The 21,431-nt window shown below is 70.9% G+C and carries 19 protein-coding genes; all 19 read right to left on the bottom strand.

Going from position 1 to position 21,431, the window contains the following annotated elements:
- Nucleotides 1–25: 25 nt before the first annotated feature.
- Nucleotides 26–1,486 carry a cobyric acid synthase gene (locus AC0IZS_RS20050; RefSeq protein ID WP_471639557.1) on the bottom strand — a complete coding sequence of 487 codons (1,461 nt, stop codon included), beginning with the start codon at nucleotides 1,484–1,486 and terminating at the stop codon, nucleotides 26–28.
- A gap of 35 nt (nucleotides 1,487–1,521) precedes the next feature.
- Nucleotides 1,522–1,914 carry a DUF3037 domain-containing protein gene (locus AC0IZS_RS20045; protein WP_471637223.1) on the bottom strand — a complete coding sequence of 131 codons (393 nt, stop codon included), beginning with the start codon at nucleotides 1,912–1,914 and terminating at the stop codon, nucleotides 1,522–1,524.
- Nucleotides 1,901–2,686, bottom strand: coding sequence for a HipA family kinase (locus AC0IZS_RS20040; RefSeq protein ID WP_471637222.1), 786 nt, complete (start codon nucleotides 2,684–2,686; stop codon nucleotides 1,901–1,903). Before AC0IZS_RS20040 ends, AC0IZS_RS20045 begins: the two co-directional genes overlap by 14 nt.
- A complete protein-coding gene (locus AC0IZS_RS20035) occupies nucleotides 2,683–3,738 on the bottom strand; it encodes an aminotransferase class I/II-fold pyridoxal phosphate-dependent enzyme (protein WP_471637221.1) in 1,056 nt (351 codons plus the stop codon). The genes AC0IZS_RS20040 and AC0IZS_RS20035 overlap by 4 nt, the downstream gene beginning before the upstream one ends.
- A gap of 11 nt (nucleotides 3,739–3,749) precedes the next feature.
- A complete protein-coding gene (gene cbiB, locus AC0IZS_RS20030) occupies nucleotides 3,750–4,751 on the bottom strand; it encodes an adenosylcobinamide-phosphate synthase CbiB (protein WP_471637220.1) in 1,002 nt (333 codons plus the stop codon).
- A gap of 53 nt (nucleotides 4,752–4,804) precedes the next feature.
- Nucleotides 4,805–5,209, bottom strand: a complete 405-nt coding sequence (locus AC0IZS_RS20025; protein WP_471637219.1) for a DUF1636 family protein — start codon at nucleotides 5,207–5,209, stop codon at nucleotides 4,805–4,807.
- Between the two features lie 17 nt (nucleotides 5,210–5,226).
- Nucleotides 5,227–5,946, bottom strand: a complete 720-nt coding sequence (locus tag AC0IZS_RS20020) for a vWA domain-containing protein (RefSeq protein ID WP_471637218.1) — start codon at nucleotides 5,944–5,946, stop codon at nucleotides 5,227–5,229.
- A complete protein-coding gene (locus AC0IZS_RS20015; RefSeq protein WP_471637217.1) occupies nucleotides 5,925–6,992 on the bottom strand; it encodes an ATP-binding protein in 1,068 nt (355 codons plus the stop codon). Before AC0IZS_RS20015 ends, AC0IZS_RS20020 begins: the two co-directional genes overlap by 22 nt.
- Nucleotides 6,989–10,810 carry a cobaltochelatase subunit CobN gene (cobN, locus tag AC0IZS_RS20010; RefSeq protein ID WP_471637216.1) on the bottom strand — a complete coding sequence of 1,274 codons (3,822 nt, stop codon included), beginning with the start codon at nucleotides 10,808–10,810 and terminating at the stop codon, nucleotides 6,989–6,991. The genes AC0IZS_RS20015 and cobN overlap by 4 nt, the downstream gene beginning before the upstream one ends.
- Before the next feature lie 12 nt (nucleotides 10,811–10,822).
- Nucleotides 10,823–11,890 carry a cobalamin biosynthesis protein CobW gene (cobW, locus tag AC0IZS_RS20005; protein WP_471637215.1) on the bottom strand — a complete coding sequence of 356 codons (1,068 nt, stop codon included), beginning with the start codon at nucleotides 11,888–11,890 and terminating at the stop codon, nucleotides 10,823–10,825.
- 46 nt (nucleotides 11,891–11,936) lie between these two features.
- Nucleotides 11,937–12,818, bottom strand: coding sequence for an ABC transporter substrate-binding protein (locus AC0IZS_RS20000; RefSeq protein WP_471637214.1), 882 nt, complete (start codon nucleotides 12,816–12,818; stop codon nucleotides 11,937–11,939).
- Between the two features lie 3 nt (nucleotides 12,819–12,821).
- A complete protein-coding gene (gene cobO, locus AC0IZS_RS19995) occupies nucleotides 12,822–13,391 on the bottom strand; it encodes a cob(I)yrinic acid a,c-diamide adenosyltransferase (RefSeq protein ID WP_471637213.1) in 570 nt (189 codons plus the stop codon).
- Between the two features lie 708 nt (nucleotides 13,392–14,099).
- Nucleotides 14,100–14,777, bottom strand: a complete 678-nt coding sequence (locus AC0IZS_RS19990; RefSeq protein WP_471637212.1) for an energy-coupling factor ABC transporter permease — start codon at nucleotides 14,775–14,777, stop codon at nucleotides 14,100–14,102.
- A gap of 46 nt (nucleotides 14,778–14,823) precedes the next feature.
- Complete coding sequence (locus AC0IZS_RS19985; RefSeq protein WP_471637211.1) at nucleotides 14,824–15,597, bottom strand: ABC transporter ATP-binding protein; 774 nt, start codon at nucleotides 15,595–15,597, stop codon at nucleotides 14,824–14,826.
- Nucleotides 15,594–16,628 carry a FecCD family ABC transporter permease gene (locus AC0IZS_RS19980; RefSeq protein ID WP_471637210.1) on the bottom strand — a complete coding sequence of 345 codons (1,035 nt, stop codon included), beginning with the start codon at nucleotides 16,626–16,628 and terminating at the stop codon, nucleotides 15,594–15,596. Before AC0IZS_RS19980 ends, AC0IZS_RS19985 begins: the two co-directional genes overlap by 4 nt.
- A complete protein-coding gene (locus AC0IZS_RS19975) occupies nucleotides 16,625–17,524 on the bottom strand; it encodes an ABC transporter substrate-binding protein (protein ID WP_471637209.1) in 900 nt (299 codons plus the stop codon). Before AC0IZS_RS19975 ends, AC0IZS_RS19980 begins: the two co-directional genes overlap by 4 nt.
- Nucleotides 17,524–18,138 carry a bifunctional adenosylcobinamide kinase/adenosylcobinamide-phosphate guanylyltransferase gene (locus AC0IZS_RS19970; protein ID WP_471637208.1) on the bottom strand — a complete coding sequence of 205 codons (615 nt, stop codon included), beginning with the start codon at nucleotides 18,136–18,138 and terminating at the stop codon, nucleotides 17,524–17,526. Before AC0IZS_RS19970 ends, AC0IZS_RS19975 begins: the two co-directional genes overlap by 1 nt.
- Nucleotides 18,135–19,499 carry a cobyrinate a,c-diamide synthase gene (locus AC0IZS_RS19965; protein ID WP_471637207.1) on the bottom strand — a complete coding sequence of 455 codons (1,365 nt, stop codon included), beginning with the start codon at nucleotides 19,497–19,499 and terminating at the stop codon, nucleotides 18,135–18,137. Before AC0IZS_RS19965 ends, AC0IZS_RS19970 begins: the two co-directional genes overlap by 4 nt.
- A gap of 41 nt (nucleotides 19,500–19,540) precedes the next feature.
- Nucleotides 19,541–21,430, bottom strand: coding sequence for a TonB-dependent receptor domain-containing protein (locus tag AC0IZS_RS19960; RefSeq protein WP_471637206.1), 1,890 nt, complete (start codon nucleotides 21,428–21,430; stop codon nucleotides 19,541–19,543).
- Between the last annotated feature and the right edge of the window lies 1 nt (nucleotide 21,431).

The raw sequence follows: 21,431 nt of genomic DNA, 5'->3' as shown, positions 1-21,431 counted from the left end.
GGGTTCGTCAAGTGAGGGAATGGGATCAGGCCACCAGCGCATTCAGCACGCCGGGTTCGAAATGCGCATCCACCGTGCGGGCCAGGCCCTCCATCACGGCGTCGAGCGTGGGCACGGGGGCCGCGCCCTCGCGGCCGAACAGGGCCTGCAGCGCGGCGGGGTCTTCGAGCAGGCCGTGCAGGTACAGGCCGAGCACGTTGCCCGCACTGTTCTGCCAGGCCAGGCCGGCCACCACCTCGCGCGCCACATCGCCACCGGCCGCCATGGCCGGGTGCTGGGCGGTCTGACCGTGGTGGATCTCGTAGCCGCTGGCCTCGACGCCCGAGAGCGCCGACCAGGCACCCTGTAGCGCGCCGAAGCGCACGGTGCTGCGCTGCACGGTCTTGGCGGGCTCGAACGTGGTGACCAGCGGCAACAGGCCGAGACCTGGCGCGTTGCCATCGATGCCGGCGGTGTCGATCAGTGCCTCGCCCAGCATCTGCAGGCCGCCGCAGACGCCGAGCACGCGGCCGCCCTGCCGCGCATGCGCCGCAATGGCCTCATCAAGCCCCTGCGTGCGCAGCCAGGCCAGGTCGGCCGCCGTGGCCTTGGAGCCGGGCAGCACGACCCAGTCCGTGGGCTTGAGTCCCGCCAGTTCGGCAGGGCTGCGCACCCACACCAGGCGCACGCCAGGCACGTTCTTGAGCGGCTGGAATTCGTCGAGGTTGCTGATGCGCGGGTAAGCAATCACGGCCACCGTCGTGTGCACGGCCCCTCCCGCGGTGCTGCGGTCGTCGAACACGCCGTCCTCCTCGGGCAGGCCGTGGTGCCACTGCATGGGGATGGTGGCAACGGTGGGCACACCGGTCAGCTGCTGCAGCATCTGCGGCGCGGGCGCGAGCAGCGTGGCATCACCGCGAAAGCGGTTGAGCACAAAGCCATGGATCAGCGCGCGCTCGTCCTCGGGCAGCAGGGCCCAGGTGCCGTACAGGTGGGCAAAGGCGCCGCCGCGGTCGATGTCGGTCACCAGCAGGCAGCGCGCGCCACTGTGGCGCGCCACACGCATGTTGACCACATCGCTGGCATGCAGGTTGATCTCGGCGGGCGAGCCCGCGCCTTCGATCACCACCACGTCGTTCTCGGCACGCAGCGCGTCGAGCGCGGCGGCGATCTGCGGCCACACGCGCTCGCTGCGGCCGCGCCAGGGCAACGCAGTGAGCTCGGCGCTCACCTGGCCGAGCAGCACCACCTGGCTCTTCGTGTCAGCCTCGGGCTTGAGCAGCAGCGGGTTCATGCGCACGTCGGGCACCGTGCGCGCGCCGATGGCCTGGAAGTACTGGGCACTGCCGATCTCGCCGTTGCCATGGTCGCTGGCGACCACGCGCGCGTTGTTGCTCATGTTCTGCGCCTTGAAGGGCGCCACCTTGTAGCCCTGGTTGCTGTACCAGCGGCACAGCGCCGTGGCCAGCCAGCTCTTGCCGGCGCCGCTGGTGGTGCCCAGCACCATCACGCAGCGCGCCAGGCGGGGGGGGTTGGAAGCGCTCAAGGCAAAGGCCGCACCATGCGGTCCATGATGTGTTCGAGCGCCGCCGCCGCATCGGTGCAGCGCCCGGTGTGCGCGGGCGAGGTCTGGATGATGGCACTGCGCCTGGCTGTGAGCCAGTGAAAGCGCTGGCGAAAAGGCAGCTGCGCAATCGGCCCGCAGCCCGCGTCCCCCGCGCAGATGGCGACGATGGCGTCTAGGTGGCGGCGCACGGTGTCGATGTCCACATGCGGGTCCATCGCCAGCAGGCGCTCCTCGTCCAGTGCGATGGCCGCCTGCAGAAAGCCGCTCTTCTGGCACGAGAGGATGACGCCGGCATTGATGAACTCCTCGCGCTCCACGCGCGGTACCACGCGCACGATGGCGTAGTCGTATACCTCAGCCGCGTGCATCGATCACCCCTTTCAGCCACGTCTCGCGCCCGTCCAGGCGCGCGCAGAAATGCTCCACATAGGCCTTGCGGTGGCTGGCCGGCTGCGACAGCGGGCCCTCGGCATGTTCTGCGCCGGCCAGGGCCAGGAACTCGTCGGGCACATCGGCCAGGATGCCCGTGAGCACCTCGCGTGTGAGCAGCGCCGCCAGCTCGCCATCCACCTGGACCAGCGCCGTGGCCTGGGGCAAAAGTACGTGGTCGGCAATCGGCGGGAAAGGCTTGGCGGGCTGCGCCACCGCACCGTTCCAGGCATGGTGAAAAGTGAGCGAAGCACCATGGTCGATGAGCCAGGGCTTGCGGTGCCACATGAGCAGGTTGGTGTTGCGCGCCGTGCGGTCCACATTGGCCACCAGGGCATCGAACCAGACCAGGCGCGAGGCGAAGTCGTCGCTCACCACATCCACCGCAGGGTCGAAGTTGAGCGCGCCCGAAAGGTAGTCGAGGCCCACGTTGAGGCCGCCGCTGGCGCGCACCAGGTCCTGGATCTCGGGATCGGGCTCGGTCTGGGCCAGGCCCGTGTCGAGCCCGGCGAGCACGATCTCGGGGATCGGCAGGCCGAGCGCCCGGGCAATGCCGCCCGAGATCATCTCGGCCAGCAGGGCGCGCACGCCTTGCCCGGCGCCGCGGAACTTGAGCACGTACAGCCCCAGGTCGTCGCCTTCGACCACGGCGGGCATGGAGCCGCCTTCACGCAGCGGCGTGACATAGCGGGTGACGGTGATGGTTCTCATCGGGGGGTGATCTCCTTGGGTTGTGCACCGGATCGTACGGCCATGGCGGTGGGCCATGCGGCGCGCAAGGCATCTTGCGCCCCCGGTGCCAGCACGCCCATGCGCACGGCGCCGGGCAGGCCGAACGAGGTGGCATCGCGCAGCTTGATGCCGGCCGCGCGCAGGGCCGCCAGCGCGCCGGGCAGATCGGCACAGGCGGGCTGGGCACAGAAGTAGTTGGCCAGGCTGCCCGCATGCACGCCCCAGCCCAGGCCCATGCACAGGGTGAGCTGGCGCTGCTTCCAGTCGCGCAGGGTAGCAAGGCTGTGTACCAGCCAGCGCTGCACACCGGGCTGCACCCAGGCCTGCAGCAGGGCCACGCCATGCGCGCCCACGGCCCATGAGGGGGCCAGGGCCAGCAGCGCCTGCACCTGCGTCTGGGCCCCCTCGGGCGCCACGGCATAGGCGGCGCGCACGCCCGTCAGGCCCAGGGCCTTGTTGGGCGTCCACAGCTGCCAGCAGGGCATGGGAGGCAGCGCGGGCGCGCCGGTCCAGGGGCCCATGCCATCGGCTTCCAGGCGCAGCGGGGCGTAGGCGCAGTCGAGCACGCGCAGCGTGGCGCCGCCGTCTGCCGGGGCATGCGCCCACTCGCGCAGGGCAGCGTCCTCCCGACCCAGCGGGCTCGATGGCTCGCAGGCCCATTGCAGCCCGGGTGCAGCGTCCACCGAACGCACCAGCGCGAGCCCGCGCGCCTGCGCGGCCTGGGCATAGTCGCCGTAGCTGTGCAACGGCAGGCCTACCTGCACGGCACCCTGCTGCACCGCCAGCGCGGTGACGCGGTGGATGAACTCGCTGGAGCTGGCCGCCAGCACGATGCGCTCGGCCGCTACGCCATGAAAGACGCCAAGCGCCTCCCGCAGCGCCGTGTAGTGCGGGTCGGGGTAGCGCGTGGCGTCGGCCTGCTGCACCGCATGCTGGGCCTCGGGGCAGGGGCCGCAGGCATTGCTGTTGGTGGAAAAGTCGTGCACGGGCGCACCCAGCGCATCGGGGCCGCCATGGGGTTGCAGTGGCATGGCCGACAACGTCATGCACCCACCCATGCGGACACGATGGTGATCAGCAGGTGGGCGCCCACTGCCAACGGGATCAGCGACAGCGCCACCAGCGAGCCGAGCTTGGCCGCGCGCCGGGTATCGAGCGGACCGGGGTCGCGTGCACTGGCATTGAGCACATACACCCCGGGTTTGCCGAGCCGCACGCCCAGCGCCAGCGCCATGGCCGCCATGGGCCAGCCGCTGTTGGGCGACGGCGTGCGGCGCGCCTGGCGCGCCAGGGTGGCCGGCGACAGCCCGCGCGCCAGCACGGCCAGCAGCAGCGCGGTGATGCGTGCGGGCAGCCACGAGAGCACGTCGTCCGCGCGCGCAGCCCACTTGCCGGCCCACTGCCAGTAGCGCCCGCCGCGCATGCCGGGGTAGCCCCACATGGCATCGGCCGTGTTGGCCAGGCGGTACAGCGCGGCGCCGGGCAGGCCCAGCAGCACGAACCAGAACAGCGGCGCCACGACCGAATCGTTGAGGTTCTCGGCCAGCGACTCGATGGCCGACTCGCGCACCTGCTCGGCCGTGAGTTCGCTCACGTCGCGGCTCACCAGGCGCGCCAGTTGCGCGCGTCCCTCGGGCAGCGAGCGGGCCAGGGCTGCCTCGACCGCCAGCACCTCGTCGTGCAGCATGCGCCAGGACAACATCGGCTTGAGCAACACCCCCAGCAGCGCTGCCGCGATCACGTCATGAAAGCGCAGCGCCAGCCACTGCAGGCCCCAGGCCGCGGCCATCACTACACCCGCAAGCACGCACCAGGCCAGCGCCATGCACCAGAAGGCCCTGAAATCGCGCGGCACGGGCACCAGCGGCGCCCAGCGCTCGCCGCACCAGTGCAGGGCCTTGCCCATCCACACCACGGGATGGATGGCCACCGGCGGCTCGCCGCGCCACCAGTCGAGGGCCAGGGCCACGAAGGGCACCCAGATCAGCACGCGCAATGCATCCCACTGCGTGCCGGGGAGCAGCAGATCGGCTAGGACTTCCATACGATCGGACGTGGATGCAACATGGTGGCGCGGATGGTACAGGGCCAGGAACCTCAGGCCACGAAGGGCGGTAGCCGTGCCACGATACCGCTCCTGAGGCGCGCGGGCCGCTCGTTGCGGTTGAGCATGCCGTCGCTGGCGCGGGCATGCATGGCGCCGCACTCCAGCACGTGGCGCGCCGTTTCTTCATCGGGCTGGAGGTCGCCAAACACGAAGGTGTGCTTGCCGGGCGCCTGGAAGGCGACCGAGCAGGCGCGCCCACAGCTGCTCAGGCAGGCCACGCCGCGCACGCGCACCTGGGCCCAGGCACCGGTGTCGTCTTCGAGCTGGGCCACCTGCACGGCCTCGAACAGCAACTCGCCGTCGGCCGGCAGTTCGCGCGAGGCACCGGCCGGACGGCAGGTGGTGCAGACGATCACGTCGGTGGGGAAAGGTGTCGGGGAGGCGGTTTCGGACATCAGGAAAAGCTCGTGTTCTAGGAAGAAATGGGTTCGGGCAGGCGGTGCTCCGCCTGCCAGCGTGCTGCCCACGCGGCGCAGCGCCCTAGGGGCCGCAGCGGGTCGTCGAAATCCACGACCACGACATGCGTGGCCGCAGCGGGGGCGGCGGGCTGCTCCAGCGTGCGGCCATCGGTCAGCAGCCACAGGCACGACGGAGCGACCGCGCCGCGCCGGCGCCGCGTGGCGCGCAGCAGGCGCTCGGCCTCGGCCAGGCCCGCCGCCAGGGGCGTGCCGCCACCGCCGCCCAGCGGGCGCACGCGGGCCGTGCCAGCCATGCGCGCGGGGCCGGGGGGCAGCAGCAGCTGCACGCCCTGGCCGCCAAAGCACAGCAGGGCCACATGGTCGCCGGCCCGTGCGGCCTGCTCGATCAAGCGCGCGGCATAGCCCTTGGCCCACGCCAGGCGCCCGCCCTGGCGCATGGAGCCCGAGGTATCGAGCGAGATCAGGTGCAGGCAGGGCTGCACGGCGCTGGCAGGTTGGCGGCGCAGATGCGCGGCCTGCAGGCGCGCCGGGCCCTTGGCCACCAGCGTGGGCAGCCAGGCGATGCCCGCACCCTCGGGGTCGGCGGGCCGGGCCACGGCCTGCGGCGTGCGCAGCCAGGCATTGCGGGGGGCTTGCCACCTCCAGCCTGCGCTTGCCTTGTTGGTCTTAAGCGAGCGCGGGCCGGGGTGGCTCAGGCTTTTTTTGGTGGCCATGCCCCCGTGCTGCGCACGCGCGCCATGGCCTGCGGCTCGGGCGGCAGGGCGCCCCAGTCGCCCTCGGGCGCGTTCTGCGACGAGGCAGGGCCCTGCCCGCCTGCAGGCGATGGTTTCGTCGATGAAGAAGGCGGCGGCTGCGTGGCGCCAGGCGGTGGCGCCGCGCCGGCGTTGCTCTCCGTGCGGCGGTGCGACAGTGCCAGCTCGGCCACGGCATCCACATGCGCCAGGCCCACGCTGCCGGATTGCTGCAGCGCGGCCAGCGCGCGTGCGGCGCGCAGCATCACCAGGTCGGCGCGAATGCCATCCACCCCGGCGGCCAGGGCCAGGTCGGCGGCATGCTGCACCACGGCGTCGGTCCATTCCAGGGCCGCCAGCGCGGCGCGGGCGCTGGCCACCGCCGCGGCCAGTTCGGCCTGCGCGGCGGCATGCCGCGCCACCACGGCCGCGGGGTCGGCATCGAAGGCCAGGCGGGCGCGCACGATGGCCTGGCGCTGCGCCGCATCGGCCGGGTTGTGCAGGGCCACCGACAGGCCGAAACGGTCGAGCAGTTGGGGGCGCAGCTCGCCCTCCTCGGGGTTCATGGTGCCCACCAGCACAAAGCGCGCCGCATGCTGGTGCGACACGCCGTCGCGCTCCACCGTGTTCACGCCACTCGCGGCCACGTCGAGCAGCGAATCCACGAGCGCATCGGGCAGCAGGTTGACCTCGTCCACATAGAGCACGCCGCCGTGCGCGCGCGCCACCAGGCCGGGCGCCAGGCGCACCTGGCCGTCGCGCAGCACGTCTTCGATGTTCAGCGTGCCCACCAGTTGCTCCAGGCTGGCCGCCAGGGGCAGTGTGACGAAGGGCGCATCGGGCAGTAGAGCCGCCAGCGCGCGCGCCGAGGTGGACTTGGCCGTGCCGCGCGGGCCGCTGATGAGCACCCCCCCCATGCCGGGGTCGATGGCGGCCAGCAGCAGCGCGCGCTGCAGGGCCTCGTGGCCTACCAGGGCGGTGAAGGGGAATGCGGTGGCGGGCACAGGGGACACAGAAAAAGCGGTCATGGCAAGGGTCCTTCGCCCTGGGTTTCGAGACGGTGTTCGAGCTCCAGCAGATGCTGCTCGATGCGCTCGCGGTGCTCGCCGGGCTCGGCCCACAGGCCGCGCTGCATGGCTTCGAGCAAACGCTCGCCGATGCCGCGCAGGGCCAGCGGGTTGTGCTGTTGCAGAAAATCGCGCGTGGCGTCGTCGTGCAGGTAGGCGTCGGCCACCAGCGCGTACTGGTGGTCGCCCACCACGCCGGCGGTCGCGTCGAAGGCGAACAGGTAGTCCACCGTGGCCGCCATCTCGAACGCGCCCTTGTAGCCATGGCGCTTGACGCCATCGATCCACTTGGGGTTGACGGCGCGAGCGCGCACCACGCGCGCGACCTCTTCGCTCAGCGTGCGGATGCGCGGCACCCCTGGCGTGCTGAAGTCGCCGTGGTACAGCGCGGCCGGTGCGCCGGCCAGGTGCTGCACGGCCGCGGCCATGCCGCCCTGGAACTGGTAGTAGTCGTCCGAGTCGAGGATGTCGTGCTCACGGTTGTCCTGGTTGTGCAGCACCGCGTCCACCGCCGCCAGGCGCTGCTCGAAGGCGGCGCGCGCCGCCTCGCCGTGCCCACCCTGGCCGTAGGCGAAGGCGCCCGCACGCAGGTAGGCCTGGGCCAGGTCGTCCGAAGTGCTCCATCGCCCGCTCGCCATCACCTCCTGCAGTCCTGCGCCATAGCCGCCGGGGCGCGGGCCGAACACGCGCCAGGTGGCGCGGCGCTCGGCGTCCTCGGCGGCCATGCCGCTGGCCTCGCTCTCGGCCGCCTCACGCCTCACGCGGGCGCGGATGGGGTTCACGTCGTCGGGCTCGTCGTCCTCGGGGATGGCCGCCACGGTGCGCACGGCCGTGTCGAACAGGTCGATCACGCCCGGGAAGGCATCGCGAAAGAACCCCGACACACGCAGCGTCACGTCGATGCGTGGGCGGTTGCGTATCGCCATGGGCAGCACCTCGATGTCCACCACGCGGTGGCTGCCGGGCGCCCACTTGGGGCGCACGCCCAGCAGGGCAAAGGCCTGGCCGATGTCCTCGCCGCCCGTGCGCATGGTGCTGGTGCCCCAGACCGACAGGCCCACCGCCGTGGGAAAGCTGCCATGGTCCTGCAGGTGGCGCTCCACCACGCGGTCGGCTGCCAGCGCGCCCATGCCGTAGGCCGTGGGCGTGGGCACGGCGCGCGTGTCCACTGAGTAGAAGTTGCGGCCCGTGGGCAGCACGTCGGGCCGGCCGCGCGAGGGCGCACCGCTGGGCCCCGGCGGCACGAAGCGGCCCGCCAGGCCGCGCAGCAGCTGGGCCATCTCGTTCGGGCCGCAGGCATCGAGCCGGGGTGCCAGCACCGCGCGCATGCGCGCCAGCACCTGTGCGCTGCGCGGCCACTGCGCTGCATCCATGGGCGGGCCCACGATGCGGCCCGCGCCGTCCACCGCCAGGTGCTGCTCTACGCATTGCGCAGCCAGTTTTTCGAGCCGCTCGCGCGTGTGGCCCACATGGCGCCAGGGCTCGTCGGCCAGGGCCTGCAGCACCTCGGGGCGCGGGCCGGTCCAGGGGGTGGCCCACTCGGGGTTCAGCGGGTCGAAGTCGGTGAGGTCCAGGTCGCGCGCCAGCGCCACCAGCAAGCTGCCCTGCCCCGGCGCCGAACCACCCGGAAAGCGCGCTAGCGCGACCAGCGTGTCGGTGCGCTGGCGATCCCGCGGCGAGCGGCCCAGGATGTGCAGGCCGTCGCGGATCTGCGACTCCTTGATCTCGCACAGGTAGGCGTCGAGCCGGCCGAGCAGGGCTTCGCGCTGCGCGTCGTCGGCCGGTGGCGCAAAGCCCAGCTCCTGGTGCAGCCGGTGCTGCAGCACCTGGTCGAGGATGCTCTGGCGCAGCAGTTTGGCGCGGCGCGGGTCGAGCGACAGGGCCTCGTAGTATTCGTCCATCGCCCGCTCGAGCTGCTGCAGCGGGCCATAGGTCTCGGCGCGCGTGAGCGCGGGCATCAGGTGGTCGATGATGACGGCCTGCGTGCGCCGCTTGGCCTGGCTGCCCTCGCCCGGGTCGTTGACGATGAAGGGGTACAGGTGCGGCAGCGGGCCCAGGATGGCATCGGGCCAGCAGGCGGCGCCCAGCGCCACGCTCTTGCCCGGCAGCCATTCGAGGTTGCCGTGCTTGCCCACGTGGACCACGGCGTCCACCGCAAACACGCGGCGCAGCCAGAAGTAGAAGGCCAGGTAGCCGTGCGTGGGCACCAGGTCGGCATCGTGGTAGGTGGCCACCAGGTCCAGGTCGCGGCCACGCGCAGGCTGTATGCCCACGAAGATGTTGCCCAGGCGCACACCCGGCACCATGAAGCGGCCGCTGCGCACGATGGGGTCGGCACCGGGCGGGCCCCACAGGGCGTTCACCGCGTCCTGGCTGGCCTGTGGCAGCGCGGCGAAGTCCGCCAGGTAGTCGGCCATGGCCAGGCTCTGGCCTGCAGGGCGGTCGGCGTTGGCATCGAGGTTGTTGGTCACGCCTTCCACCAGCTGCGCGATCAGCGCGTCACCGCCCTCGGGCAACTCGCCGGTGGTGTAGCCCGCATCGCGCAGCGCCTGCAGGATGAGCACGGTGGAGGCCGGTGTATCGAGCCCCACGCCATTGGCCAGACGCGCGTCGTCGTTGGGGTAGTTGGCCAGGATGAGCGCCACGCGCTTGCCCACGTGCGGCTTGCTGCGCAGCACGCACCAGCGGCGCGCCAGCTCGGCCACGAAGGCAATGCGCTCGGGCTCAGGCTGGTAGCGCACCACATCGACCTCAGTGCGCTCGCAGCGCCACGCCAGGCCCTTGAAGCTGATGGCGCGGGCCCCTATGCGCCCGTCCACCTCGGGCAGCACCACCTGCATCGCCAGGTCGCGCGGCGCCAGGCCATGCGGGTCGGCCTGCCACTGCTCTTGCGAGCAGCCGGCGGTGATGAGCTGCAGCACCGGCGCATCGCCGGCCAGGGCGACCGCCGTTGCCTCCTCGTCGTCACTGCCATCGATGGAGGCCACGGCAAAGCTCGTGGCATTGAGCACCACGCCCACGCCTTGCTCTGCGGCCATGCCCTGCAGCGCAGCCAGGCTCTCGGGGTTCTTGAGCGAATCGACCGCCACGGCCAGGGTGTTGAGCCCGGCCTGCGCCAGCGCTGCCTGCATGGCATCGAACACCGCCGTGTTGCCCGACTGCAGGTGGGCGCGGTAGAACACCAGCATCGCCACCGGCGCACCCGGCACCCAGGGCGCGGCGGCGGCCGGCGTGTAGGCCATCACCGGCGGCAGCGGCCGCGGTGCGGGTGGGCGTGGCCCGATGCCGAAGGCCGCATGGCCGATGAGGGCGAAGAAGGCCAGCGCGTTGTCGCGCCCGCCTTCGCGCAGGCAGCGCCACAGCTGGTGGCAGTCCTCGGGGCTGGCGGTGCTGCGCATCAAGAGCTGCGGGTCTTCGACGTTGTCGCCCGAGAACAGCGCCAGCCACTGGCCGCGCTTGCCGGCCAGCGACATCGCCTGCTCGACCACATAGGCCCAGTCGCTGGGGCTGCCCAGGTGGTCGATGACGACCACGCGCGCATGGCGCAGCACGTCGTCCACGTACATGTCGGTGGACGCAGGCTGGCGCAGCCACATCAGGTTGGCCAGGCGCACGCGGGGAAAGCCCTCGCCCAGGCTGGCCGCCGCGTCGGACAGCAGCGACAGCGTGGTGTCGGCCGCGCTCAAGATGACGATGTCGCCGGGCGTCTGCTCCACGCGCACCAGGCCCTGGCCCCCGTCCTCGACGTAGCCACCAGGTCGCGTGGAAAGCAGATGCATGGTGTGGATGCCTCAGACGGTGGTGGCTGCGGGCTCGGCCAAGGCCGATTGCAACTCGGCCTGCAGGGCCGCGGCGTCCAGGTGGTCGCCGATCACCACCAGGCGCGTGGCGCGCAGGTCGCCTTCGCGCCACGCGCGGTCGAAATGGCTGTCGAAGCGCTGGCCCACGCCCTGCACCACCAGGCGCATGGCCGCGCCCGGCAGAGCCACGAAGCCCTTGATGCGGTAGATCTCGTGGCGCTGCACCAGGGCGACGAGGGCCTCCACCAGGCGGCCACGGTCGGCCACGTCGAGCGTGACGTGGACCGACTCGAACTCGTCGTGGTCGTGGTCCTCTTCCTCGTCGTGGTGGGTCTTGCGCGCGTCGATCACGTCCTCCACCGCGCGGCCCAGGCCCAACAGCACGCTGGGGTCGATGCGGCCGTGCTGGGCGTGTACGAACTTCACGCCGGGCAGGGCTTCGCCGCGCACGATGGCTTCCACGCGGGCCAGGTCTTCGGCGGTCAGGCCGTCGGTCTTGTGCAGCACCACCAGGTCGGCGGTCGCCAGTTGGTCCTCGAACAGCTCGTGCAGGGGCGATTCGTGGTCCAGGTTCTCGTCGGCGCGGCGCTGGGCGTCCACCGCGACGGGGTCGTCGGCGAATTGGCCGGCGGCCACGGCGGGCGCGTCGACCACGGTGATCACCGAGTCGACCGTGAACACGTTGCGCAGCGCCGGCCACTGGAAGGCCTGCACCAGCGGCTTGGGCAGCGCCAGGCCCGAGGTCTCGATGACCAGGTGGTCGATCTGGTCGCGGCGTGCGGCCAGCAGTTCCATCACGGGCGCGAACTCTTCCTGCACGGTGCAGCACAGGCAGCCGTTGGCCAGCTCGAACAGCTGGCCGTTCTCCACGCCATTCTCGTCGCAGCCGATGCCGCAGCTGCGCAGCAGCTCGCCGTCGATGCCCAGTTCGCCGAACTCGTTGACGATGACGGCGATGCGCTTGCCCTGCGCGTTGGTCAACAGGTGGCGCAGCAGCGTGGTCTTGCCGCTGCCCAGAAAGCCGGTGACGATGGTGGCGGGAATCTTGTGGACTTGCATGGAAGGAATCTCCAGTCAGAAAAATGGGGAAGTAAGGTGGTGCGAATCAACGCAGAACTTGCGGGAGCCCGAGAAGGCAATCGACCAGCATGTGCGCCGCTTCGCCCAGGCGCGGGCCGGGGCGCGAGAGCAGGTCCATGCGGTCGGCATCGAGCTGGCAGACCTGGTGCTGGCGCAGCGCCTGCATGCCGGCCCAGCCGGGGCGTTCGGCCAGGTTGAACAAGGTGGTCTGCGGTCCGATGACCAGGTCCGGCCCACGGCGCACCACCATCTCGGAATTGACACGCGGGAACAGCCCCATGTCGCCGGACACGATGTTCACCAGCCCCAGGCGCGCGATCGTCTCGCCGATGAAGCTGGCCGCGCTGGCCGCCGTGGGGCCCACGCCCACCTCGACATACACACTGCGCCCGCGCAAATGGGCCGGCACGCGCCGCGCGGCGGCGTCGAGCTCGCGCTCGATGCGCGCCACCAGTTCGGCCGCGCGCGCGGACTCGCCCAGCGATTGGCCCACGCTGACCAGCATGCGCTTGAGGTCGGCATGCGTGCGCGCATCGAACACCTGCACCGGCACGCCCAGGGCCGAGAGGCGATCCCCCGCCCGGCTGCGCGGGCCCAGCAGCACCATGTCGGGCCGAAGCGCCACGATGCGCTCGATCTGCGCATCCTGCAGGCCGCCCACCTTGGGCAGCTTGGCGACGGTGCGGGGCCAGCTCGAATAGCGGTCGGTGCCCACCAGCTCGGCGCAGTGGCCCAGGGCACACACCGCCTCGGTGAGCGAGGGGGAGAGCGTGACGATGCGGTGCTGCTGCGGTGCCTGTGCTTGTGCCAGGGGAGCCGCCAGACCGCCCAGCAGGCCGAGCACGGCCAGCGCGGGCGCCGAGCGGGACCTTGCGACCGGCATGGACATCGACAGGGAGGAACCCATCGATCAGTCCTCGATCCCGCGCTGGGCGGGCACGCCGGCCTTGAAGTGGTGCTTGACGAGCGTCATCTCGGTCACCGTATCGGCCAGCTCGATCAGCTCGGCCGGCGCGTTGCGGCCGGTGAGCACCACGTGCACATGTGGCGGGCGCTCGCGCAGGCAGGCCAGGATGGATTCGAGCGGGATCCACCCGTAGCGCAGCGGGTACATGATTTCGTCGAGCACCACCATGAAGTGCTCGCCCGCGCGGATGGTGGCCTCGGCCTTGGCCCAGCCGTCCAACGCCAGTTGCGCGGAGTGGTCCAGGTCGCGGCTCTTCCAGCTGAAGCCGTCACCCAGGCCTTCGATGGGGATGCCCAGTTGTTCGAACAGGCGGTGCTCGCCGAACCTTGCGGTGGGCACTTTCATGAACTGGTAGATCTTGACTTTTTTGCCGCGGCCGTGGGCTCGGATGGCGAGGCCGAAGGCGGCGGTGCTTTTGCCTTTGCCGGTGCCGGTGTGGACGAGGACCAATCCTCGGCGTTCGCCTTGGGGTTTGGGGGTGTCGCGGAGGATGGGGGGGGACTCGATTTGCATGGGCTTTGTCAGGTCGGGTTTGTTGCGCTCGGGGCTGTGGTTGCTCTTGTTGTTTTGCCGAGGGCGGGAGCCGGGATGTGCGCCCGGCGGCGCAGTAACTTTCTCTTGCGTCGCCAAGAGAAAGTCACCAAAGAGAAGGCGACCCCCAGTCTGCGTCCCCCATCGCCCTGGCGGGCGAAGGGGGCAACCTGCGATGCTCGGGCCAGGGGTGGGGAGCGGGGTCAATGACGGCTGCTGCTTCGCAGCTACGCCTGGGGTCGGTTAGGCGCTGCGCGCTGCCGACGAAACTGGCACGATCTCTGTGCCCAGGCCGAAGCGCAGCGAGGCAGTTCAGGCCGAGCGGAGCAATGGCCCGTATGGAGCCCGTTCCCCCACCCCTTCTGACCGTGCCGAGAAGCGCAGGGCCTGGGGTGGGTGCGTGTGCCGAAGGACACACGCACTTCGTGCTCTGACTTGCCGCAGCTGTTTGAGCGGAGTTCGCCCAACGGGCGAACGCAGCGAGTTCTGCCTCGCCACCCCAGGACCGAGCATCGCAGGTTGCCCCCTCGCCCGCAGGGTGAGGGGGACACGGGCTGGGGGTCGCCTTTCTTTTGGGTACTTTTCTTTGGCGAAGCAAAGAACAAGTACCTCGGCCGCCGGGCCGAGACCCGGCCTCCGACCCAGGCAAGAAAACAGAAGTACCCACAGCCAACGACGCCAACAACAGACTCAAGCCGCCTGGTGCAACCGCCGCTCAACGAAAGAAGAACCTTCGAGCCGACGCAACGCCTTGGCCGCCGCCAGCACACCCAGATCAACCAAAGGCTCCAGCAGTACCACCGCCATGTACGCAGCACCAAAAGTGGCAATGCTCTCCAGATTCGCAGAGCCAACACCCGCACCGTAGATTGCCCAGAACGCCACCCACATCACGATCCCCCCCTGGTAGGCCACCGACAGCTTGAACGTCTGCGCATACGTCATGTCGACATACGCCATGCTTTCCGGCACGATGCGCTTGGCAATCGCAGCCGTCGCGAACAAAGGCACCAACAGCGTGGTGACGTTCATCCCGTACTGCGGCAGATCCTGCTGCGCAAAGAACACGCTCTGGATCAACAACCCACCCGCCAGGCCGATGCAGGCAGGCGCAGCGCCAAACAGCAGCAGCAAGGTGGTGCCCAGGATCAGATGCACCTCGGACACGCCCACCGGGTGGTGCGGCAGCAGCTCGAAGAACGCGAACACCAGCGCGATCGTGAAGACCGAGCGCGCCAGCAAGGCCACAGACCCTTCCTTCCTGACCATGTCCCACGCGAGCTTGCTGGCATACAGCAGCGCCGTGGTGCCGGTGGCGTAGCTCAGGAAGATCTTGGTGGTGTCCACCAGTCCGGGTTCGATGTGCATGGCACGGCTCCTTGGTTGAAAGAATGAAAAAGAAAAGAAAAAGAAATCAGCGTGGCAAAGCGACCCACTGCCCCAGCAGCTCGTGCACCGCGATGCGGTGATCGAACACCGCCTCCAGCGCGCGGTGGGTGACCGCCTCATTGCAGCCCCCCTGGTGCGTGACACGGCCCTTGGCCATCACCACCAGGTCGTCGGCATGCAAGGCCAGGGACACCTCGTGCAGCACGCTGACCACCGTGGCACCGCCTGCCACCAGGGCGCGCACGGTGTGCAGCCAGTCGGTCTGGTGCGGCGGGTCGAGGTTGGCCAGGGGTTCGTCCATCAGCAGCACCTTCGCCTGCACGGCCAGGGCGCGGGCCAGCAGCACGCGCTGGCGCTCGCCGCCCGACAGCTGCGACAGCGGGCGCTCGCGCCAGTCCCAGGCCTGCGTGGTGCGCAGGGCCTGCTCCACGGCCGCATGGTCGGCGGCCGACGGCGGCGCCAGCCAGGGCTGGTGCGGCAGGCGGCCGAGCATGGCCACGTCATAGCTCGTCAAATCCTCGGCCGAGCCCTCGTTCTGGCCCAGCCAGGACAGCTGGCGCGCGCGCTCGCGCGCCGGCACCAGGGTGAGCATGCGGCCGAGCAGTGCCACCTGGCCATCGACCTGGTGGCGCGGCAGCAGGCCTGCGAGCACCTTGAGCAGGGTGGACTTGCCCGCGCCGTTGGGGCCGACGATGCTGGTCCAGCGGCCCTCGGGCAGGTGCAGGTCGATGCCGTGCAGCACCTCGGCACCGCCCACGCGTGCGGTGATGTGGTGGGCGCTGAGTGCGATGCCCTTCACAGGCCGCCCCCATGCGCGGTGCGCCGGTGCATCAGCCACAGCAGGTAGGTGCCGCCCAGCGCCGCGGTGAGCACGCCCACGGGCAGCTCCTGCGGCGCCAGCATCCAGCGCGCCAGGATGTCGGCGGCCAGCAGCAGCACCGCGCCCATCAGGCTGGACAAGAGGATGTGCCGCTCGTGCGTCACGCGCACCATGGAACGCACCAGGTGCGGCGCGGCCAGGCCGACGAAGGCGATCAGCCCGGTCTGCGCCACGGCGGTGCCGGTGGCCAGCGCCATGGCGGCCACCAGGCCGGCGCGCATGGGGCCGAGCGGCAGGCCCAGGCTGGCGGCGGTGGACTCGCCCAGCGTGAGGCCGTCCAGCGCGCGCGCCAGCACCCAGGCCAGCAGCGCGCACAGGGCCCAGGCCGCGCCCATCAACGCGCAGGCAATCCAGCCGACGAAGGCCGTGCTGCCCAGGATGAAGGCCTGCATGGCCTGCAGGATGTCGGGCGAGGCCAGCTCCACCAGGTCGCGCAGGGCGCCCAGCACCACGCCCACGATCACCCCGGCCAGCAGCAGGCGCAGCGTGTGCTGCACGCCATTGGCCAGCACCAGCGTGAGCACCACGGCACCGGCTGCGCCGAGGAAGGCCATGCCGGTGATGCCGATGCGCGCAATCCACTGCGCGGCCACGGGCGACACGCCGAACATGGCCATGGCCACCGCCCCGCCCAGCGCCGCGCCCGAGGCACTGCCCAGCAAATACGGGTCGGCCAGCGGGTTGCGGAACAGGCCCTGCGCCACCGCGCCGGCCAGGCCCAGCAGCGCACCGGCCAGCCAGGCGCCCAGGGTGCGCGGCAGGCGAATGTCCCAGACGATCTGGCGCGCCACCGGGTCGTCGCCCATGTGTACCAGGCTCTCCAGCCCGGTGCTGCCCACGGCGGTGCCCAGCACCAGCAGCAGCACGCTGGCCAGGCCCAGCCACAGCGCGCACCAGGCGGCGCGGCGCCGGCCGGCGGCCGTGGGGACCAAGGTCTTCGCGGCAGTCATTTCGCTTTTTCCGTCAGGCAGCGCGCCATGATGCGCGCCGCCTCGGCCATGCGCGGGCCGGGTCGCACCACCACTTCGGCGTCGCCAGGGCCGAACACGCACACGCGGTTCTCGCGCACAGCGCGCAGGGTGGCCCAGCCGGGGTACTGCACCATGGCCTGCATGCTGCTGTTGCCGATCATCAGCACATCGGGGTTGGCGCGCACCACGTACTCGGGGTTCAACCGGGGGAAGGGGCCGAGCGATGCGGGCACCACGTTGCGCACGCCCAGGCGCGTGAGCGATTCGCCGATGAACGAGGCCTCGCTGGCCGCATACGGCCCGCGGCTCACCTCGAAGTACACGCGCGTGCCACGCGCCCTGGGCGGCAGCGACTGGGCCGCCGCCTGCACGGCCGCATCGATCACGCGCCACAGCCGGTCGGCGCCCTCGGCCTTCGGCACACCCAGCACCTGGCCCACCACGCCGAGCACGCGGCGCACGTCGGCATGGGTCTTGGGCTCCAGCACCACGACCTTGAGGCCCAGGGCCTCGAGCCGCTCGCTGGCGCGCGAACTCATGGCCAGCAGCACCACGTCGGGCTTCACGGCCACGATGGCCTCGATGCTCGGATCGATGCCGCCACCCAGCTTGGGCAGTCTGGCGACCGACTCGGGCCAATTGGAATAGCGGTCCACCCCCACCAGGCGGTGGCATTGGTCGAGTTCGCAGACGCTTTCGGTCAGCGAGGGCAGCAGCGAGACGATGCGCTGCGGCGGCTGGGCCAGCGTCACGGTGCGGCCACGGTCGTCCGTCACCTGCACCGGCTGCGCCTGCGCCAGGCCCGCCATGAGCAGGCCCAGCACGGCAATGATGGCGATCACCCACAGGATGCGGCGCACGGGGGTTGGGGTCATCAGCGCGGTGCTTTCAAGGGTTCTTTCAGGGCCAGAGGCAGCCCGGCCGCCATCAGGGTCACGCGCGGGCACACCTCGCCCACCTGCTGGTTGAGCGCGCCCAGCGCATCGACGAAGGCGCGCACCTCGCGCCCCAGGGGAATGACGCCCAGGCCGATTTCGTTGCCCACCAGAACCACCGGGCCAGGGGCTTGCTGCAGGGCGGTAAGGAAGTGCTGGCGCTGGGCAGTCCAGTCGCGCGCCAAAGCCTCACGCTCCTGCAGGCCCATGGTCTCGGCGCCGGCGGGCATGGTCCAGTTGGTGAGCCACAGGGTCAGGCAGTCGACAACCACCAGGGTCGTGGCGTTGGCATGCCGGTGCAGCGCGGCGGCCAAGTCGCGCGGCTCCTCTTCGGTGGCCAGGCCGGGCACGCGCTCGGCACGGTCGCGCTGGTGGCGGGCGATGCGCTGGCGCATCTCCTCGTCCCAGGGCTGGGCCGTGGCGACCAGCACTGCGCTGTGCGCAGGGAACCGGGCCAGCCAGTCGCGCGCGATCAGCTCGGCGCGGCGCGACTTGCCGCTCTTTTGGCCACCCAGGATGAACTCGGTGGTGATGGTGGATGGCATGGTCGTCATGCGGGCAGGCGCTCTGCGCCCAGCAGGTGCGCCACCGCTGCGTGGGCGGATGCAAACCAGGCATGGAAGTAGCTCGCGTGGATGCTGCCCTGGCGGTACAGCGCCTCACCGGCATCGGGTGAAGGCAGCGCCTGCGGGCGCGCGGTGCGCGCCACCACGGGCACCGGGCTCTGCGCGGTGGAGTAATGGAAGGTATGGCCGCGCAGCGTGTGGCCCGCCACTGTGAGGTGCTGCGGGCCCAGCGCGGCCAGGCGCTTTTGCATGGCCACGCGGCCTGGCAGCAGGCCCCACAGCGGGTGCTGCGTGCCATCGGCCAGGGTGATGGATTCGAACAGCGCCATCATGCCTCCGCATTCTGCCCACAGCGGCTTGCCTGCCGCCACATGGGTGCGCAGGCTGGCCTGCATGGCGGTGTTGGCTGCGATGGTGGCGGCATGCAGCTCGGGGTAGCCGCCGGGCAGCCATACGGCATCGCAGGCGGGCAGCGCGGCATCGTGCAGCGGCGAGAAGAACATCACCTGGGCGCCCATCTGCGCGAGGCACTGCAGGTTGGCCGCGTAGATGAAGCAGAAGGCCTCGTCGCGGCCCACGGCCACGGTGCGGCCGGCAAGCAGCGGTGCCACAGGCGTCGCTGCGGGGGCCGGGAAATCCACCGCCCAGCGCTGCAGATCGTCCAGGCCCATCTGGCCCAGTGGCGTGGCGGCCAGCGCATCGGCCGCCGCATCCAGGCGCTGCAGGGCATCGTGCAGCTCATGCGCCACCACCAGGCCCAGGTGGCGTTCGGGCAGCAGCGGGGCCGATGCCTTGGCGGCCCCATCACCGGCTGCCACGCGCATCAGCGCGCCCATCCAGTCATCCGCGTCCTGCAAGCCGTCGCGCAGCATGTCGGCATGGCGCGCCGAGCCCACGCGGTTGGCCAGCACGCCGGCCCAGGGCAGGCCAACGCGGTAGTGGCGCAGGCCAAAGGCCAGCGCGCCGAAGGTACCCGCCATGGCGGATGCATCGACCACCGCCAGCACGGGCACGCCAAAGCGCTGCGCCAGATCGGCCGCACTCGGCGTGCCGTCGAACAGGCCCATGACGCCTTCAATGAGGATCAGGTCGCTCTCCTGCGCGGCCGCGTGCAGGCGCTGCGCGCAATCGGCTTCGCCGTTCATCCACAGGTCGAGCTGGTGCACGGGTGCGCCGCTGGCGAGCTGGTGCCAGTGCGGGTCGAGGAAGTCCGGGCCACACTTGAACACCCGCACCCGCCGGCCCTGGCGCGCGTGCAGGCGCGCCAGGGCCGCGGTGACGGTGGTCTTGCCCTGGCCCGATGCCGGGGCGGCGATCAATATCGCCGGACAGCGTGTCGGGGTGACCATCTTCCTGCTTCTCTCCCTGCTCTCTCTCGTTGTCCGTGCGCTTACTGCGGCGCCCACTTCACGCCCACATAGACCGTGCGGCCCGGGGTGGCGTAGGTGCGTGCCAGCTCGTAGGTCTTGTCGGCCGCGTTGTCCAGGCGCGCGGTCAGCGTGAAGTCGCGTGCGATGCGCGTGCTGGCATACAGGTTGAACAGGCTGTAGCCGCCCAGCACAAAGGTGTTGGCCACGGTGTCGAAACGGCGGCCCGAGGCCTGCACCTCGGCACCCACGGTCCAGCCGGCCAACTGCGTGTCGGCGCCCAGGGTGCCGTGGCGCTTGGCGCGGCGCGCCAGCATCTTGCCGGTATCGAGGTCGCGCGGGTTCTGCAGGTCGAGCGAACCGCGCAGCTGCACGCTGCCCAGGCGGTAAGAGCCGGCGAAGGTCACGCCCTTGTATTCGGCGCGCGCAACATTCGCATAGCAGCCTTGCGTGGAGGGGCAGCGCCCGGCGGGGCCGAAGACGATCAGGTCCTGCACGCGGTTGCGGTAGGCGGTGACTGAGAAGCTGCTCGATGCCTGTGCCCAGCGCAGGCCCAGCTCGGCATTGCGGCTGCTCTCGGGGTTCAGGCGGCCCGTGCCGTACTCGCTGAAACGGTGGTACAGCGTGGGCGCACGGAAGGCCGTGCCCACCGATGCCGTGGCGCGCCACTGGGGTGCAAAGGTATAGCCATAGGCCAGGCTGCCCGTGCCCTTGCCGCCGAACTCGCTGTCCGAGTCGTGGCGAACATTGGCCTGCAGCGTGTGGGCACCGGCGGTATAGCCGTAGCCCAGCGCCAGCGCGTCCTGCGAGCGCTTGCGGTCGATGGGGGCGTTTTCCAGGCGGTCTTCGCGGCGCTCCAGCGCCGCCGTCACCAGGTGCGGGCCCTGGCGCCATTCGTTCTGGAACAGGTAGCCGCGCAGGCGGGTTTCGGTCAGGTAGAAGGAAGGCGCGGTCTGGTACTCGTCGCGTGAGTCGGTGATCTGCACACGCGTCTTGTACTGCGGGGTCCACTGCGCCTGCCAGTTCAGCCCCAGGGCGTGCAGCTGGTGCTGGTTGCGGTCGTCCCGGCCCAGGCCGCTGTCGTAGCCGCTGTCCAGGTCGTTGGCGAGCAGCGTGGCTTCCAGCCGGTGCGTGGCGTTGACCTGCAGGCCCACGCGGGCACTGGCCGAGGTGCTCTCGTAGCCGTCGCGGTCGGGGTTCTGCGTCGCCACGGTGCGGGCGTTGAAGCCCTTGCTCTCCTCGCGTGCGATGCCGAAGGCATAGTCGATGGTGCCGCTGGCGCCGCTCACGCCGGCCTCGGCCTTGCGCGTGCCGTGGTTGCCAATGCCGATGCCCACGTAGGGCGCCACGCCCTGCTCGCCGCGCTTGGTGAAGATCTGCACCACGCCGCCCATGGCGTCGGAGCCATACACCGCGCCGGCCGGGCCGCGCAGCACTTCGATGCGGTCGATCTGCGCCAGCGGGATCGACTCCCATGCTGCGCCGCCGGTGGACTGCGAGTCCATGCGCACGCCGTCGATGTACACGGCCGTGAAGCGCGACTCGGCACCGCGCAGGAACACACCCGTGGTGGTGCCGGGCCCGCCGTTGCGCGAGATCTCGATGCCCGGCACGCGCGCCAGCACATCGGCCAGGCCGGTGGCGCCGCTGGTCTCGATGGTCGTGCGGTCGATCACGGTCACGTCGGCCACCAGGTCGGACAGGGGCTGGGGTGTGCGTGTGGCGGTCACCACGGTCTCGGCCATCGAGGGCGCGCGCAGGTTCTGCGCCAGCAGCACGGAGCCACCGGCGTCGGCCTGCTGGGCCTGGGCGGCGCAAGCGCCGAGCACGGCCAGGGACACGAGCGCAGGGCGCAGGCAATAGGACCTGGAAACAGGCGCAGCAGCGCGCGCACGGGGGGTACGGATCTTCATG

It is taken from the genome of Acidovorax sp. AC410, assembly GCF_979253235.1.
The sequence above is the reverse complement of the archived record's forward strand: the minus strand, read 5'-3'. Positions and strand labels throughout refer to the sequence as shown.